This window comes from Clostridium sp. SY8519 (assembly GCF_000270305.1).
Classification (GTDB): Bacteria; Bacillota; Clostridia; order Lachnospirales; family Lachnospiraceae; genus SY8519.
The window spans coordinates 1,874,365-1,889,255 of sequence record NC_015737.1; the positions used below are offsets into that span (position 1 = coordinate 1,874,365).

Consider the following 14,891-nt stretch of genomic DNA (forward strand, 5'->3'; position numbering starts at 1 on the left):
CGGCTTTTGAAAATCATAGGAGTAACCAGCCGGAAGCTGAGCAGAGAACCGTTTTTGGAACGAATCCGGAAAATTGTCCGCGGACATCCGGATGCTCTGATCCTTCGGGAAAAAGACCTGTCCCCGGAACAGTACCGAAGACTGGCGGCAGAAGTACTGGAACTCTGCCGCCGGGAGCAGGTGACGGGTATTCTGCACAGTTATCCGGCGGCCGCCCGAAGTCTGCAGGCTGCCGCGTTGCATGTCCCGCTGCCCGCCCTTGTGCAGATGTCTGCCGAAGAACGGAAGAGCTTTAGAGTCCTGGGCGCATCCTGCCATTCGGTGGAAGAAGCGCGGCAGGCGGAAGCGCTGGGCTGTACCTATCTGACCGCGGGCCATATTTTCGCGACGGACTGCAAGAAAGGGTTGCCGGGCCGGGGCGCTGAGTTTCTCACGGAAGTCTGCGGGGCCGTGCACATCCCGGTGTATGCCATTGGCGGAATTACGCCGGAGCGCCTGAAAGAGCTGCGCGATACCGGCTGTGCCGGTGTCTGCGTCATGAGCAGCCTGATGGGATGCGCGGATCCGGGCGCGCTGATTGATGCTCTGCGGGAATCAGATTTTATGGAGTGAAAAAAGACCTTTCTGTTCCGGAAAAAGATCCGGATCAGAAAGGTCTTTATGGCAGGCCTGTAAAAACAGTTCTGTATCATTGAGTCCCGCTGCCTGAAAAGCAGTCAGGGCATAAATTCGATTATCCGATCTGTACACCGAGCATCGGGAGCAGATATGTGCACAGGCAGGCGATGATTACGCACAGGACGCAGTACTTGGCGGTGGCGCTCATCAGCTTGCTTTCCTGACCGGACATACCGATGGCTGCTGCACCGATGGCAAGGCCCTGGGGGCTGATCATCTTGCCGATGCCGGCGCCCATGGTGTTAGCGGTAGCAAGCCAGTACGGGTTGGCGCCGATGGCTTCCGCTGTCTGCCGCTGCATATCGCCAAAGAGCACGGTGGTGGAAGTACCGCTGCCGGTTACGAAAGCGCCGATGACACCGATCAGAGGAGATACCAGCGGGAAGAAGTTTCCGGATTTCTCCAGGAGTCCTGCGATATCAGAGGTCATGCCGGAGTGGCTCATTACCTTGGCGGTGGCCAGTACGGCACAGATGGTGACGATGGTCTTCCAGTTGCTTTTTACCGTTTTGACAAAAACTCTGCCCATGGTACCAAAGCTTGCGCCCTGAATCAGTCCGCCGATGATGGCAGCGATGAAGATGATGACACCAGGGGTGTTGATCCAGGTAAAGCCCAGCGGATCACCGGTTCCCGTATAAATCTGGAAACTGCTCTTAATGGAGCTCAGCGGTCCGTTGATAAACGGGATGATCTTGCTGGTGCAAAGCAGGAAGATGAAGATCAGTACGAAAGGACTCCATGCTTTGATGCCTTCCTTTACGTCAAAATGTTCTTCTGCTGCGGCTGCGCCTTCACCGGATTCCGGTACTTTCTTCAGTACGCGGTATTCATCCGGAACCGGGCGGTTTTTGGTTTTTACACCAAGCAGGATGGTAACCACCATACATACGATGGAGCCGATGATATTCGGAAGCTCCGCGCCGATGCCGAAGGCAGTCAGAACCGCCGGGGCAACGAATGCGAGAGAAGAAATCACTGTGATGCCGAAGACACCTTTTAAAGCCTTGAATCCCTTGCCAAGAATGCAGATGGCGATAAACGGAGACAGGAACATCAGAATCAGTTCGATGACAGCGGTATTTGCTGCCAGGGTGCCTACATCCAGCCCGGTAACAGTGGCCAGTGTGGCGGTAGGTACGCCGACAGAACCGAAAGCGGTAGGCGTGGTATTGATAACGAAACAAGCGACTACCGTCAGAATCGGGTTGAAGCCTAACGCAACCATGATACCTGCCGGGATAGCGACTGCGGTACCGAATCCGGCCATACCTTCCATGAAGTTGCCGAATCCCCAGCCGATGATCAGCATCAGGATACGCTGATCCATGGATACGCTGGCAAGCATTTTCTTAATGGAATCCATGGCTTTGGTTTCCAGGGTCAGATTATAGGTAAACAGCGCCGCGATGATAACCAGAATAATCGGCCATAACGCGTTCAGCGTACCTTCCAGCGCAGCGGAAGCAGCGTCGACCGGGCGCATATGCCAGAACGGAATCGCGACTGCCTCAATGGCTGCGATGACCAGCGCGATCACGCAGGCTTTAAAGCCGGCCATCTTGATGCCGCTCAGTGCAACAATCAGCCAGATGATCGGGATTAAAGCAAGGATAAACTTGACAAATAACATAACACAATCCTCCTTTTGTTTTCTTGAAACATTTGTCTATTATAATGCCATATTGCCGGAGAAAATTCAATGCTTTTTATCAAAATAAACAAACGAAAAAAATAAATATTGTTATAATATAGACAAATTAGACAAAATATTATAGGAAAAACTTGACAAAACTTAGGGAGTATGACGAGAGTGAAGGGCAAATTGTACAAAAAGTCAAACAATAGAAACCTGTTGCACTTTCCGGAGCGATTTGTTTATAATATTTTCCGGACCGCTGTTTTTTGCAGAGACAGAGGTCCGGGCGGGGATACTTTTTGTTGATTTTTGCAGAGATGAACAAGTCGCTTTCTTATCCCCCGAAGAGCAGGCTGCCGCTTTTGCGGCAGCCTGTCCTGCTTTATGGTATACTTGACAGAAAAAGAAAGGAAGAAACTGCATGGGCCTGAATCGAACCAGTCTGAAATACCTGGCTGCCGCAGCGATGCTGCTGGACCATATTGCCGCGTTTGTGCTGATGCGGGGAAACGAACCGGGACTGTATGACCTGTTTCGCCTGATCGGCCGTCTGACGGCTCCTGTCATGTGCTATTTTCTGGCAGCAGGGTTTCAGCATACCAGTTCCCTGAAGCGCTATGTCCTGCGGCTTGCGGTATTTGCTGCTGTCGCGCAGCCGGCGTTTGTCTTTGCGCGATTCGGCGCCGGCTGGCCGCGGCATTTGTTTTCCGAGGGAAACATGCTGGTGACGCTGCTTCTGTCTTTGCTGATGCTGGCGGGAATCACCCGGGTGGGAATGTCCGCCGGGAGGATTGCAGCCGCGGCAGGCGCCGTGCTGCTGTCCCTGTTCTGCGACTGGGGCGGGTACGGCCCGCTGATGGTGCTTGTATTTTATATGCTGCGCAGTCAGCCGAAAAAAATGTGGCTGACCTACAGCCTGCTGGCTGTTTGCTGCTGGGGCGGCGCGGCGGCCGCGGCGGTTTCTTCCGGAGAAGCATGGTATCTGAGTCTGTGGAACGGCGGGATGCTCCTGGCGGTTCCGCTGCTGAAGTGTTATGACGGGAGCCGCGGCTCCGGGAGCAAATTTAACAAATGGTTTTTTTATGTGTTTTATCCGGCTCACCTGGCAGTGCTGGGAGGGATACGCTTTGCTGTAGCCTGAGGCGTCCCGCCGGCCGGAGGCGGTTTTGAGAAAAGGAAGGAAAACGGGCTCGGCCCGGAGAAAATTATGAGGACAAATCGATTTACACTGGGAATACTTGCCCCGGTCGATGCGGGGAAAACCACACTGGCAGAAGCGCTGCTGTACCAGGGCGGGAACATCCGGACTCTGGGCCGGGTGGATCACAGGGACGCCCTGTTTGATTATTACCGGCAGGAGCGGGAGCGGGGAATCACGATTTTTTCCAAGTGCGCGCAGCTTACCCTGGGCAGCAAAGAAGTGTCTCTTCTGGATACCCCGGGACATGCGGATTTTTCCGCAGAAATGGAACGAGCGCTGTCTGTCATGGATTACGCGGTTTTGGTCATCAGCGGCACAGAAGGCGTGCAGAGCCATACCCACACCCTGTTTTCGCTGCTGCGCCGCTATCATGTGCCGGCGTTTCTGTTTGTCAGCAAAATGGACCGCCCGGAAGCGGACAGGGCGGCGGTGTGCAGACAGCTGAAAGAGGAGCTGCAGGAAACCTGTGTGGATATCACCGGATATAGGGACAGGCTGGAAAACGATGAGGAGTTTCGCGAGGAAATCGCCCTCTGTGATGAAAAACTGACAGAGCGGTATCTGAACGGGGAGCCGATCGGCGCAGAAGATCTGCGGCAGCTGATTGGGGAGGAAAAACTCTATCCCTGCCTGTTTGGCTCCGCCCGGGAGCTGCAGGGCATCCGGGAACTGATGGAGGCCCTGGAAGAACTGAGCATCTGTCCGGATTATCCGGAGGCGTTCGGCGGACGGATTTTTAAGGTGGCCCGGGATGAAAAAGGCAGCCGTGTCACCTATCTGAAGGTTACCGGCGGCAGTCTGAATGTGCGGCAGGAAGTGACCGGTACGGACGGGACCCGGTCAAAGATCAGTCAGATCCGGATCTATTCCGGCGGACGGTATGATACGGTGTCAGAAGTCCCGGCGGGCACAGTCTGCGGGGTAACCGGGCTGGAGACGGCGCTGGCCGGACAGGGCCTGGGATTCGAAACAGAGGAAATCCGGCCGGAATTGGTGCCGGTCTTTACCTATTCGGTCCTGCCGCCGGAAGGGACGGATCTCCATCAGCTGTTTCGGAAACTTCAGCAGATGACAGAAGAGGAACCGGATCTGGCGGCAGAATGGAAAGAAGAAACCCAGGAAATTTTGCTGCGTCTCATGGGAGAAGTACAGATAGAAGTGCTGCAGCAGGAGATGGAAGAACGGTTTGGTATAAAAGCGGAGCTGGGCGAAGGCGCAGTGGTCTATCAGGAGACGGTGGAAGAACCGGTGATTGGAATCGGGCATTACGAGCCCCTGCGCCACTACGCGGAAGTGCATATCCGGATCGAACCGGGGGAAAGGGGCAGCGGTCTTGCGTTTGCCAATGAGTGTCCGGATGAACTGCTGGACCGCGGCTGGCAGCAGACGGCGATGAACTGTCTGAAAGAGATCCGGCATGTCGGAGTGCTCACTGGATCGGCGCTGACGGATGTAAAACTGACACTGCTGTCCGGAAAAGCGCACAAAGCTCATTCCCAGGGGGCGGATTTCCGGGAGGCGGCGGCCCGGGCGGTGCGTCAGGGGCTGATGAAGGCGGACCCGGTCCTGCTGGAGCCGATGTATGCCTATGAACTGACGGTGCCGGACAGCCAGGTGGGAAGAGCCATGACGGATTTAAATGGAAAAGGCGCCCAAGTGGCACCGCCGCGGCTGGCCGGGGGACGGGCGGTTTTTACCGGCAGGATTCCTGTGTCGGAAGTGAAGGGATACGGGATGGAGGTACTGTCTTACACCGGGGGAAAGGGGCAGTTTGCCGTGAAATTCGACGGATACGAAGTCTGCCATAATACGGCAGAGGTGCTGGAGGCCTGTGAGTACAATCCGGAACAGGATCGGGAGCATCCGGCCGGATCCGTGTTTTGCCGCCGGGGCGCGGGTATCTTTGTCCCCTGGGATGAGACAGATGCCTGGGCCAGTGTGCCGCCGGAAACAGCCGAAACGACGGATCCGCTTTCAGAACAGGCAGACACAGCGCGCGGACCGGGGGCTTCCGGTTCTTCGGCGCGCCGGACCGGAGGCGGATTTGCCGCTGCTTTCGAGGAAGACCGGGAACTGCAGGCCATTTTTGAGCGGACCTACGGCGGATCGAACAGGCAGAAGGCGAAAAAAACGGTTTCTTCGGCAGCCACCGTGTATTCTTCCAGACGTGAAAAAGAGAAAAAACCGGAAGCCTCCTATCTGCTGGTGGACGGATATAATATTATTTTTTCCTGGGAGGAACTGAAAGAACTGGCCAGAGTGAATCTGGATGCCGCCAGGGAGCAGCTGATGGATATTATGAGCAATTACGCCGGATACCGCAGGGACCGGCTGATCCTGGTGTTTGATGCATATAAGGTAAAGGGCGGCACCGAGCATGTGATGCGGTACCACAATATCGATGTGGTATATACCCGGGAAGCGGAAACCGCAGATGCTTACATTGAGCGGGTGACCCGTTCCATCGGGGCGCGGAACGATGTGACCGTGGCCACGTCTGACGGACTGGAACAGATGATTATCTGGGGGCACGGCGCAAAGCGGATGTCCGCGCCGGAACTGAAGACCGCGGTGGAGGATGCCGGGATGGAACTGCGGGCCTATATGAAAGAGCAGCGCAGAATTACCGGGCATCTGTTCGATGATGTGTCGGACCGGGACGCGCAGTATCTGGAAAATATCCGTCTGGGGCGTACAGAACCGGAAGAAGAATAAAACCGTATCCGATACGTCCAAAAAAGTGGTTTATGCAAAATCTGCTTGTATCATGCTGGACATTTCTGTAAAATGTACTACAAAGGGTCAGTCTGCCCCAAAGCGAGGCCGCCGTGCAGCGCGATGGGCCGGAACAAAGCAGATTGGTACAGCAACGACGGGGCAGAAAGCCCGAAGCACTTTTTGGAAGGAGTGTGATTGGACATGGTAGAATGGAAGGATTTTGCACAGAAATATGCAGATAAATGCCGCAATCACGATGTGATATCCGAGGAACTGTTTGACCGGTACGGGGTAAAACGGGGCCTGCGTGATAAGAACGGGGCAGGTGTGGTAACCGGCCTGACGAACATCTCCAGGATTGACGCGTTTAAAATGAAAGACGGGAAAAAAACACCCTGCGACGGCGAACTGCGGTACCGCGGCTATAATATCTGTGACCTGGTGGAGGGTATCCACGGCCGCCGTTACGGATATGAGGAAATCGCGTATCTGATTCTGTTCGGAGAACTGCCTTCGGAAGCGGACCTGAATTTCTTTATCGATATTCTTTCCAGATGCCGCCGGCTTCCTACAAATTTCACCCGGGATGTCATTATGAAGGGCCCCACCGGCGATCTGATGAATTCCATGACCCGCAGTGTGCTGACACTGGCGTCCTATGTGGACAATCCCCATGATACGTCCCTGGAAAATGTGCTGATCCAGTGTATTCAGCTGATCAGCGAATTCCCGATGCTTGCAGTTTACAGCTATCATGCCTACAATCACTATGTCAGAGATGACAGTCTGTATATTCACCGGCCGGATCCGAATCTTTCCACCGCGGAAAATATTCTGATGATGCTGCGGCCGGACAAAAAGTTTACCGCTGTGGAGGCAATGGTGCTGGATATCGCCCTGATTCTCCATATGGAGCATGGCGGCGGCAACAACTCCACGTTTACCACCCGGGTGGTTACTTCCGCCGGATCGGACACCTATTCGGTAATCGCCGCAGCGCTTTCTTCCCTGAAAGGACCGCGGCATGGAGGAGCCAATGCCAAAGTGGTGGAAATGATGCGGCATATCCGGGACAATGTGTCGGACATTACAGATGAGGACGAAGTCAGAGATTATCTGGGCCGGATCCTGATGGGAGAGGCCTTTGACGGAAAAGGGCTGATCTATGGCATGGGACACGCGATTTATTCCAAATCCGATCCCAGAGCCAATATTTTCCGCGGCTTTGTCAAACGGCTGGCCGAGGAAAAAGACCGGAAAGATGTCTTTGACTTTTATTCTATGGTAGAGCGTCTGGCTCCGGAGGTCATTGCGGATAAAAGACGGATCTACAAAGGTGTCAGCGCCAATGTGGATTTTTACAGCGGTTTTGTCTACAGCATGCTGGACATCCCGGTGGAGCTGTTTACGCCGATGTTTGCCATGGCGCGTATTGTGGGATGGAGCGCCCACAGACTGGAAGAACTGGTAAATGCGGATAAAATCATCCGTCCGGCCTACACCAGCGTGGTGACGGACCGTGATTACATTCCGATAGAAGAGCGAAAGGATACCCATGTCTGATAAGGAAAAATCACTGGAAACACTGTCTGATTCCGTGTATTACAAAGAATATCTGGGAGAGGCCCGGGCCGCGGATACGCTGTCCGCGGGAGAACTGAACGTATTGTATGAAATGCTCCCTTCCAGGGATCCGGCAGTGACAGACCGTATTGTCAACGGCTGGCTGATGCGGATCATTGCCATGGCGGCAGAGGAGTCGGAAGCGCCGGTTCCCGCCGATGATCTGATCCAGGAGGGAAATATGGCGCTGTGGACCGGGCTGGCGCAGATCGATCATCCCATGCCGGGAACAGAGGTGGACGAACTTCTGAAACAGACGGTACAGAATGCGATGCGGGATTATATCCGGATGGAAACCGGGCACAAATCCCAGGAAGAGGCGGCTGTCGGCAAGGTGGCGCTGGTACGTCAGGCACAGGAGTATCTGGCGGAGACCAACGGAGAAGTGCCGGATTTGAAGACTTTAAGTGAATTTACCAAACTGAGTGAAGCGGAAATCACAGATGTGCTTGCGCTGCTGAAAGAATAACAGCGGAAAAAAGCTGCTGAATCAGGAAGCCCCCGGAAAGGAAGTCGTTCTGACGGGGGACGGATGGTTCAGCAGCTTTCTTCCGGCGCCAGGTTGCAGGCTTTGTCCATCAGGATCTCCATGAAGATCGGAATAATCGGATTCAGGTTGGAGCGGCACCAGACAGCAGTCAGAAACAGAAGGTCTGTCGTGCCTTCCAGGGGGACGTTGGCGACGGCCCTGTTTAAGAGGGAGATGCTGTTGGAATCCTGTACCGTGTATCCCAGGCCGGATTCGATGTTCAGCAGCATGTCCTGAATACTGCGGGCCGTGATGATCTTGCGGGGGGTGAAGCCGTTGGCGGCGCACAGGTCGATAAGGCTGTTGTAAGCGCCGTGGGATACATCCGGAGAGATGGCGATTAGGGTATCTTCCGCCATCTGGTTAATGTTGACGCCGGATTTTCCCGCCAGCGGATGGGATTTCGGCATGGCGCACACGCCGGTGCTGCAACGGAAATTCTGGGAAACGATTTTATCCTGGGGGAAATCGGTCAGATCAAACGCCATCGTCAGGGCGATATCTACCTGACCGTTCAGGACATTTTCCCGGAGATCCTTGAAATTTCCGGACTGAATGTCTACATTGATGAGCGGGTGTTTCTTTCGGAGGGTTTTCAGTACTTCCGGCAGGAAATTATCGGAACGCTGCGTCTCGATGACGCCGATGCGCAGAAGGCCGCTCTGGCCGATTTCCACATTGCGCGCCTGATCCACAGCCTGGTCGATTTCCTTCATTAAGCGGGAAAATTCGCGGTACAGAACAGCGCCGCCCGGGGTTAAGCGGACGTATTTCCTGGTGCGGATAAAGAGCTTCATATTCAGTTCGTTTTCAAGATTGGATATATTGCGGCTGAGGGAAGACTGCGCAATAAAGAGATGATTGGCAGCTTCGGTAAAATTCAGGCACTGGGCCACCTGAAGAAAACATTGAATCTGAAAGGTTGTCATCCTTGCCTCCGAAAGGGTATGCGTCTGCATACCGGCACTTTATTTTGTAAGTATTTTATCCAATTGAAGGGAAAAAAGCAAGAAATTACAGCCGGAGGGCGAAGGCCTCGGAAAGGAGAACCCGGAATGGAACAGAACTATCAGAAAGAAAGAGCGGCAGTGACGGATGTCTGCCATAAATTATGGCAGAGGGGAATCGTCGCGGCAAATGACGGAAATGTGTCCGTGAAACTGGATGAGAATCATTTCCTCTGCACGCCTTCCGGTGTCAGCAAGATCGATATTACACCGGATATGCTGGTGGAAGTCGATGGAAGCGGACAGGTGCTGTACGCAAAGGACGGCTTAAAACCTTCCTCCGAAATGAAAATGCACTTCCGCTGTTATGAGAAGAGAAAGGATGTCAGGGCAGTGGTACACGCCCATCCGCCGGTGTCTACCAGCTACGCGTCCATGGAACGGGCGCTGGACGGCTATCAGATTATGGAATCCATCGTCAATCTCGGCGCCGTTCCGGTGGCGCCCTACGCGCGTCCCTCTTCGGACCAGGTGCCGGATTCCATTACCCCGTATCTGGAACACCATGACGCGATTCTGCTGGCCCATCACGGCGCCCTGACGCTGGGAGACTGTCTGCAGACCGCATATTTCCGTATGGAGACACTGGAAATGACAGCGAAGATGTCTCTTTGCATCCATTTGCTGGGCGGCGAGAAGGATCTGCCCAGGGAAAAAATTGACGAACTGATCGACTTAAGAGAGAACGGGTACCGCCTGACCGGACGGCATCCGGGTTATGTAAAATATAACAGCACAGAGGAAATCGGCGAATGATCGTATTTGTAACCGGCGGCAGCGGCAGCGGCAAATCGGAATACGCGGAGTCCGTGAGTCTGGCACTGGGGAAAAACAGAAAAAAAATTTACCTGGCTACGATGCGGAATCAGAACGCGGTCAGTCAGGCGAGGGTGGACCGCCACAGAAAATTAAGAGCGGGCAAAGGGTTTGAAACCCTGGAACAGGCAGCCGGACTGGAAGACATCCGTCTTCCGGGAAGACCGGTGGTGCTTCTGGAGTGCCTGTCCAATCTGCTGGCGAATGAGATGTTCGCGCCGGCAGACGGGACGGACAGAAAGGAACGGCTGCAGGAAGTGATCCTCGGGGGAATCCGCCATCTGGCACAGGAAGCAGAGCACCTGGTGATTGTGAGCAACCAGGTGTTTTCTGACGGCCGTGCCTATGATCGGGAGACCTTGCGTTACATGCAGGTGTTAGGCGGATTAAACGCCTCCTGCGGGGAGATGGCAGATGAAGCCTGGGAAGTAGTCTGCGGGATACCGGCGGCGCTGAAACAGACAGGAGCAGAAAATGAAGTTAATTGAAAATCTGATCGTGGCATTTTCCATGTATTCCAAGATACCGATGCCGCATATCGAATGGAACAAGGAAAATATGCGTTATACACTTTGTTTTTTTCCGCTGATCGGGTGTGTGATCGGCCTGTTAAACTGGGCCTGGTTCCGGATAACCCTGCTGGCGGATTTCCATTCCTCCTTTGTGACGGCAGTCTTTCTGCTGATCCCGATTCTTGTCACCGGAGGAATTCATATGGATGGTCTGCTGGATACCGCGGACGCCCTGTCCTCCTGGCAGCCAAGGGAGCGGCGGCTGGAAATTCTGAAGGATTCCCATGCGGGAGCCTTTGCCATTATTACCTGCTGCTGTTATTTTATTGCGCTGTTTGGAATCTGGTCGCAGATTACGCCGAAGGCATTGCTGGTGCTGGGCGTCGGCTTCAGCTTAAGCCGGGCCCTCAGCGGCTACGGCGTGGCTGTCATCCCCTGTGCCAAAGGCAGCGGACTGGCCCATACGTTTGCGGAAGCAGCAGACCGGAAGATCTGCCGCAGGGTGCTGACAGCAGAAATCGTCCTGTGTGCCGGCACCATGACTGTCATAGATCCGGTGCGGGGCGCGTTTGCGGCGGCTGCCGCCTTTCTGACCTTCCTGGCCTGCCGCCGGCTGGCCCTGCGCAAGTTTGGCGGTACCACAGGGGATATTCAGGGATTTTTTCTTCAGATGTGTGAACTGATTATGACTTTTGCGGCTGTACTGGGAGGTGCCTTATGTTCCTGATTGTCGGAGGAAGATTTCAGGGAAAAACCGAATTTGCCCGCAGGCTTGCGGAAAAACAGAAAAAAACGGGGTCCCTGCAGGTCCTGGACTGCCGGGAGATTCCGGAGGGACAGCCGGTGGAACTGTCGCTGGGACAGATGGCGCAGGCAGATGTGGTGGCCTGTTATGAAGTGTTTGTAAAGAAGCTGCTGGAAGAACAGCGGAACGCGGCAGCACTGACGGAAGATCTGGTGTGCGGGAATCCGGAAGTAATTGTGACGATGACGGAGCTGGGGTGCGGCATCGTTCCGATGGATGCCGGGGACGTCGCGTGGAGAGAGGCCAGCGGCAGAATCGGCTGTGCCCTTGCCGCAGGAGCAGAGGAAGTCTGGCGGATGGTCTGCGGGCTGCCCCAGAAGTTAAAATAGTGTACCGGGCAGAAAAAATAATGCTTCCGGCAGTCTGCACAAAGAAATAACATGGGAAAAGAGACGGTTTTACGCGGAACACGCGGAGCCGTCTTTTTGTATTTTTCGGAAAATATGTGAAATCCTGCCAATGTCAAATAAAATTCCATGTGTTATAGTCCAAATGTAACAAATGTTGGAGCGCAAGGGGGCAGAAAAGTTATGAAAGAAATTTTTGAACAATACGGAGCGGTTATCATTACCATTGTCGCGATTATTGCGCTGCTTGCCATTCTGCACGCGTTGCTGGACCAGTCGGATGGAGGTATTGTATACCGGGCCTTTACCGGTGTGCTGGAAGATTTCTACAAAAATGCCCAGGGATATCTGCCGGGAAAGTAAGCAATACAGGGGGAAGGAAAGTTGCGGGAAGAGAAGAAGTGGGATTATGTCCTGGAACCGGAAGATTACGGACCGCTGTGGCGGTGGGTCAGGGATACGGATATTACGGATATTGATTACAACGGAACCTCTTTATGGATTACCGACAGCCGGAATATACGCAGGCAGGAGTCTGCGGCAGGGATCAGCGCCGCCTTTGTGGAGCGATTCTGCGCGCTGATTGCCAATCAGGTGAGCTGTCAGTTCAACAAGGTAAACAATCTGCTGGAAGCGGAGACAGACTGTCTGCGGATCAGCATTGTCCATGAGTCCGCGGCGATTTCCGGCCGCAGTATCTGTATCCGCAAGTCATTGCCGATCTGCAGAATTACCTGCGAAAGCGCGGTGCAGACCGGATACTGCAGTGAGCGGATCCTGAATTTCCTGATTCATTGTGTCCGGGCGCAGATGAATCTGGTTTTTATTGGGGAGCCCGGCTGCGGCAAGACAGAAGCGGCAAAATTTTTTTCCACATTTATTCCGGCGCAGGACCGGGTGATTACGATTGAGGATACGCCGGAGTGGCACTACCGGGAGATGAACCCGGGAAAAGACTGCGTAGAGATCCGGGTGGGGCCGCATATGACGTATACCAAGGCGATCCGTACCAGTCTGCGGCAGAATCCCCGCTGGCTGATGCTGTCGGAAGCCAGGTCCACAGAAGTGAAGAGCCTTCTGGAATGTCTGTCCACCGGCGTGCACGGGATTACGACACTGCATGCGGATGATGTGCGCAAGGTGCCGGACCGGATTTTGAATATGATGCCGGACCGGACAGACGCGGATCGGCTGGAAAATGATGTCTATGCGTTCCTGGATACGGCGGTGCTGATTCGAAGAGTCTGGGATCCGGTCAGCGGAACCGTCCGGCGCGCGATTGACCAGATTGGCATTCTGTCTAGGGATCCCGCAGGCAATCACATGGTACAGATTCTGGAGGGCGGACAGGAAAATGGGACAGCGCTTCCCGAGGATTTCTTGGAACGCATGCGGAGAAACGGAATTACAGATCCCTATCGGACGGATGGACCCGACAGGGCAGAAAACCGGTTACTGAAAAAATAAGACCGACGCTTTCAGTCCGGCAGACAGGGAGGAATTGCGGATGAGCAGAAAGAACAGAAAGATCCGGCTGCGGAACAAAAGGAACAGGCATCCGGACAGGGCGGATTTCCATGGGTATGGACTGGCGGAGCATCCGGCGCGGCAGGCCGCTGTGTTTTTCGCCGCGGCAGGGCTCTGCGGGCTGTTCTGCGCGGGATTTCGGACCGGCTGGCTGTTTTTCTTTCTTACGGTGGCAGCAGTGGAGACACAGGTGCCGTCCCTTCTGTATCTGCACTGGCGCAGAGTGTATGAGACCAGGCGTTTTCAGGAAGTGCGGGCTTATATGGAGCAGATGGAATATTCTTTTCTGGAGAGCGGGAAGCTTTTAAACGCCTGGAAGGAAACCTATGCAGCCATGCCGGAAGGCCCGATGGGACATCAGCTGAGGGAAGCGCTGCATACGGTACTGGAGGCTAGCACACCCGGACGTCCGGAACGCTGTGCCTGCAGACAGATCGAGGAGAATTACGGCTGCCCGGAACTGACGCGTATGCACGACTTTCTGCTGAACGCGGAGGAGATCGGGGGAGATATGCGGGAATCCATCCGCATTCTGCTGAAAGAAGGGGAATTATGGGAAAAACGTGTGCAGAAGCATCGAAAGGAACAGCTCCGGTATCTGCGGGACGTGGTTGTGGCCATCGGTCTGTCGGCGGGAATCTGCATGGCGGCACTGGCAATGCTTCCGGGAGAAACACGGATTTATGCCCATCCGCTGGTGCGGATCACGGATCTGGCCCTGATTTTTCTGGATATCCGGATTCTGCGCCGAACCATGGCGGCAGTCTCCGGATCTTTGCTGCAGCAGAAGGAAACACAGCGGGAGATACTGCTTCGCTATGAACGGTACCAAAGCTGGACACCGGAAAAAGAAAGAAAAGTTTCACTGGTTCTGGCGGCGATACCGGCCGCGGGGATGGCGGCCGCCGGGGCGGCGCATCTGGACAGCCTGCTTCCGCCGCTGGCTGCAGCAGCGGTACTGGCCCTGTTTCAGCATAGAATCCGGCATGGACTGGACAGAAAACGTGTCCATACAGATATGTGCCGGGCTTTTCCGGAGTGGCTGCTGCAGATGGGGCTGCTGCTGCAGAGTGAAAATGTACATGTAAGCATTACACGGTCGCTGGATCAGGCGCCGCTGATCCTGCAGGAGGAATTGCGGAAGCTGCTGCGGGGAATGAAGCGCAGCCCGGAATCCCAGACACCCTATCAGAATTTCCTGAAAGAATATGGGGTGCGGGAAGCGGCGCCGGCAATGCGGATGCTTTATACAGTGGCAGCGGGAAGCGGCGGAAATCCGTCGGATCAGATTGCCGCCCTTGTGGAAAAAAACATGGATCTGTACGATCAGACCAGGCGGGAGGCAGACGCGGACCGGCTGGCAGGCCTGTATACCATGTTTCTGATTCCTTCTGTGACCGGCATGCTGAAACTGGCGGCAGATATGACCATGTTTATGCTGACCTATTTCGGGACGCTGGCCCGGCTGGGCAGCTGACAGATTACAGAT

Annotated in this window: 14 protein-coding genes; 12 read left to right on the forward strand and 2 right to left on the reverse strand. The window is 54.6% G+C overall.

The genetic code is table 11. The features are described from left to right. Positions 1-6 precede the first annotated feature (6 nt). On the forward strand, positions 7-612 hold the full coding sequence (locus CXIVA_RS08760; protein ID WP_013977661.1) for a thiamine phosphate synthase: 606 nt from the start codon (positions 7-9) through the stop codon (positions 610-612). A 121-nt stretch (positions 613-733) separates the two neighbouring features. On the opposite strand, the gene CXIVA_RS08765 is transcribed toward CXIVA_RS08760, so the two are convergent. Further along, positions 734-2,311 (reverse strand): lactate permease LctP family transporter, encoded by a 1,578-nt coding sequence (locus tag CXIVA_RS08765; RefSeq protein WP_013977662.1) that lies wholly within the window; start codon positions 2,309-2,311, stop codon positions 734-736. A 427-nt stretch (positions 2,312-2,738) separates the two neighbouring features. Here CXIVA_RS08765 and CXIVA_RS08770 point away from each other — a divergent pair, with 427 nt between their 5' ends. From CXIVA_RS08770 to CXIVA_RS08785, 4 genes are all read left to right on the forward strand, one after another. Then, on the forward strand, positions 2,739-3,458 hold the full coding sequence (locus CXIVA_RS08770) for a TraX family protein (RefSeq protein WP_013977663.1): 720 nt from the start codon (positions 2,739-2,741) through the stop codon (positions 3,456-3,458). 66 nt (positions 3,459-3,524) lie between these two features. Next, positions 3,525-6,233 (forward strand): TetM/TetW/TetO/TetS family tetracycline resistance ribosomal protection protein, encoded by a 2,709-nt coding sequence (locus tag CXIVA_RS08775; protein WP_013977664.1) that lies wholly within the window; start codon positions 3,525-3,527, stop codon positions 6,231-6,233. Positions 6,234-6,437: 204 nt separating this feature from the next. After that, entirely contained in the window at positions 6,438-7,799 is a 1,362-nt protein-coding gene (locus CXIVA_RS08780) for a citrate/2-methylcitrate synthase (RefSeq protein ID WP_013977665.1), read from the forward strand. Further along, positions 7,792-8,328 carry a sigma factor gene (locus CXIVA_RS08785; protein ID WP_013977666.1) on the forward strand — a complete coding sequence of 179 codons (537 nt, stop codon included), beginning with the start codon at positions 7,792-7,794 and terminating at the stop codon, positions 8,326-8,328. Before CXIVA_RS08780 ends, CXIVA_RS08785 begins: the two co-directional genes overlap by 8 nt. Positions 8,329-8,396: 68 nt before the next feature. Here the strand turns inward: CXIVA_RS08785 and CXIVA_RS08790 are convergent, their stop codons facing one another. Continuing rightward, positions 8,397-9,317 carry a LysR family transcriptional regulator gene (locus CXIVA_RS08790; RefSeq protein ID WP_013977667.1) on the reverse strand — a complete coding sequence of 307 codons (921 nt, stop codon included), beginning with the start codon at positions 9,315-9,317 and terminating at the stop codon, positions 8,397-8,399. Between the two features lie 126 nt (positions 9,318-9,443). Between CXIVA_RS08790 and CXIVA_RS08795 the strand changes: the two genes are divergently transcribed. From CXIVA_RS08795 to CXIVA_RS08825, 7 genes are all read left to right on the forward strand, one after another. Then, the gene (locus CXIVA_RS08795) at positions 9,444-10,151 is read left to right on the forward strand and encodes a class II aldolase/adducin family protein (protein ID WP_013977668.1); all 708 of its coding nucleotides are present in this window, start codon (positions 9,444-9,446) and stop codon (positions 10,149-10,151) included. Continuing rightward, the gene (locus CXIVA_RS08800) at positions 10,148-10,699 is read left to right on the forward strand and encodes a bifunctional adenosylcobinamide kinase/adenosylcobinamide-phosphate guanylyltransferase (protein WP_013977669.1); all 552 of its coding nucleotides are present in this window, start codon (positions 10,148-10,150) and stop codon (positions 10,697-10,699) included. The genes CXIVA_RS08795 and CXIVA_RS08800 overlap by 4 nt, the downstream gene beginning before the upstream one ends. Next, positions 10,686-11,450, forward strand: coding sequence for an adenosylcobinamide-GDP ribazoletransferase (locus CXIVA_RS08805; RefSeq protein ID WP_013977670.1), 765 nt, complete (start codon positions 10,686-10,688; stop codon positions 11,448-11,450). Before CXIVA_RS08800 ends, CXIVA_RS08805 begins: the two co-directional genes overlap by 14 nt. Then, a complete protein-coding gene (locus tag CXIVA_RS08810) occupies positions 11,441-11,857 on the forward strand; it encodes a bifunctional adenosylcobinamide kinase/adenosylcobinamide-phosphate guanylyltransferase (protein ID WP_013977671.1) in 417 nt (138 codons plus the stop codon). The genes CXIVA_RS08805 and CXIVA_RS08810 overlap by 10 nt, the downstream gene beginning before the upstream one ends. 201 nt (positions 11,858-12,058) lie before the next feature. Then, positions 12,059-12,238 (forward strand): hypothetical protein, encoded by a 180-nt coding sequence (locus CXIVA_RS08815; RefSeq protein WP_013977672.1) that lies wholly within the window; start codon positions 12,059-12,061, stop codon positions 12,236-12,238. A 21-nt stretch (positions 12,239-12,259) separates the two neighbouring features. Then, positions 12,260-13,342, forward strand: a complete 1,083-nt coding sequence (locus tag CXIVA_RS08820; RefSeq protein ID WP_013977673.1) for an ATPase, T2SS/T4P/T4SS family — start codon at positions 12,260-12,262, stop codon at positions 13,340-13,342. Between the two features lie 40 nt (positions 13,343-13,382). After that, positions 13,383-14,879, forward strand: a complete 1,497-nt coding sequence (locus CXIVA_RS08825) for a hypothetical protein (RefSeq protein ID WP_013977674.1) — start codon at positions 13,383-13,385, stop codon at positions 14,877-14,879. Positions 14,880-14,891 lie beyond the last annotated feature (12 nt).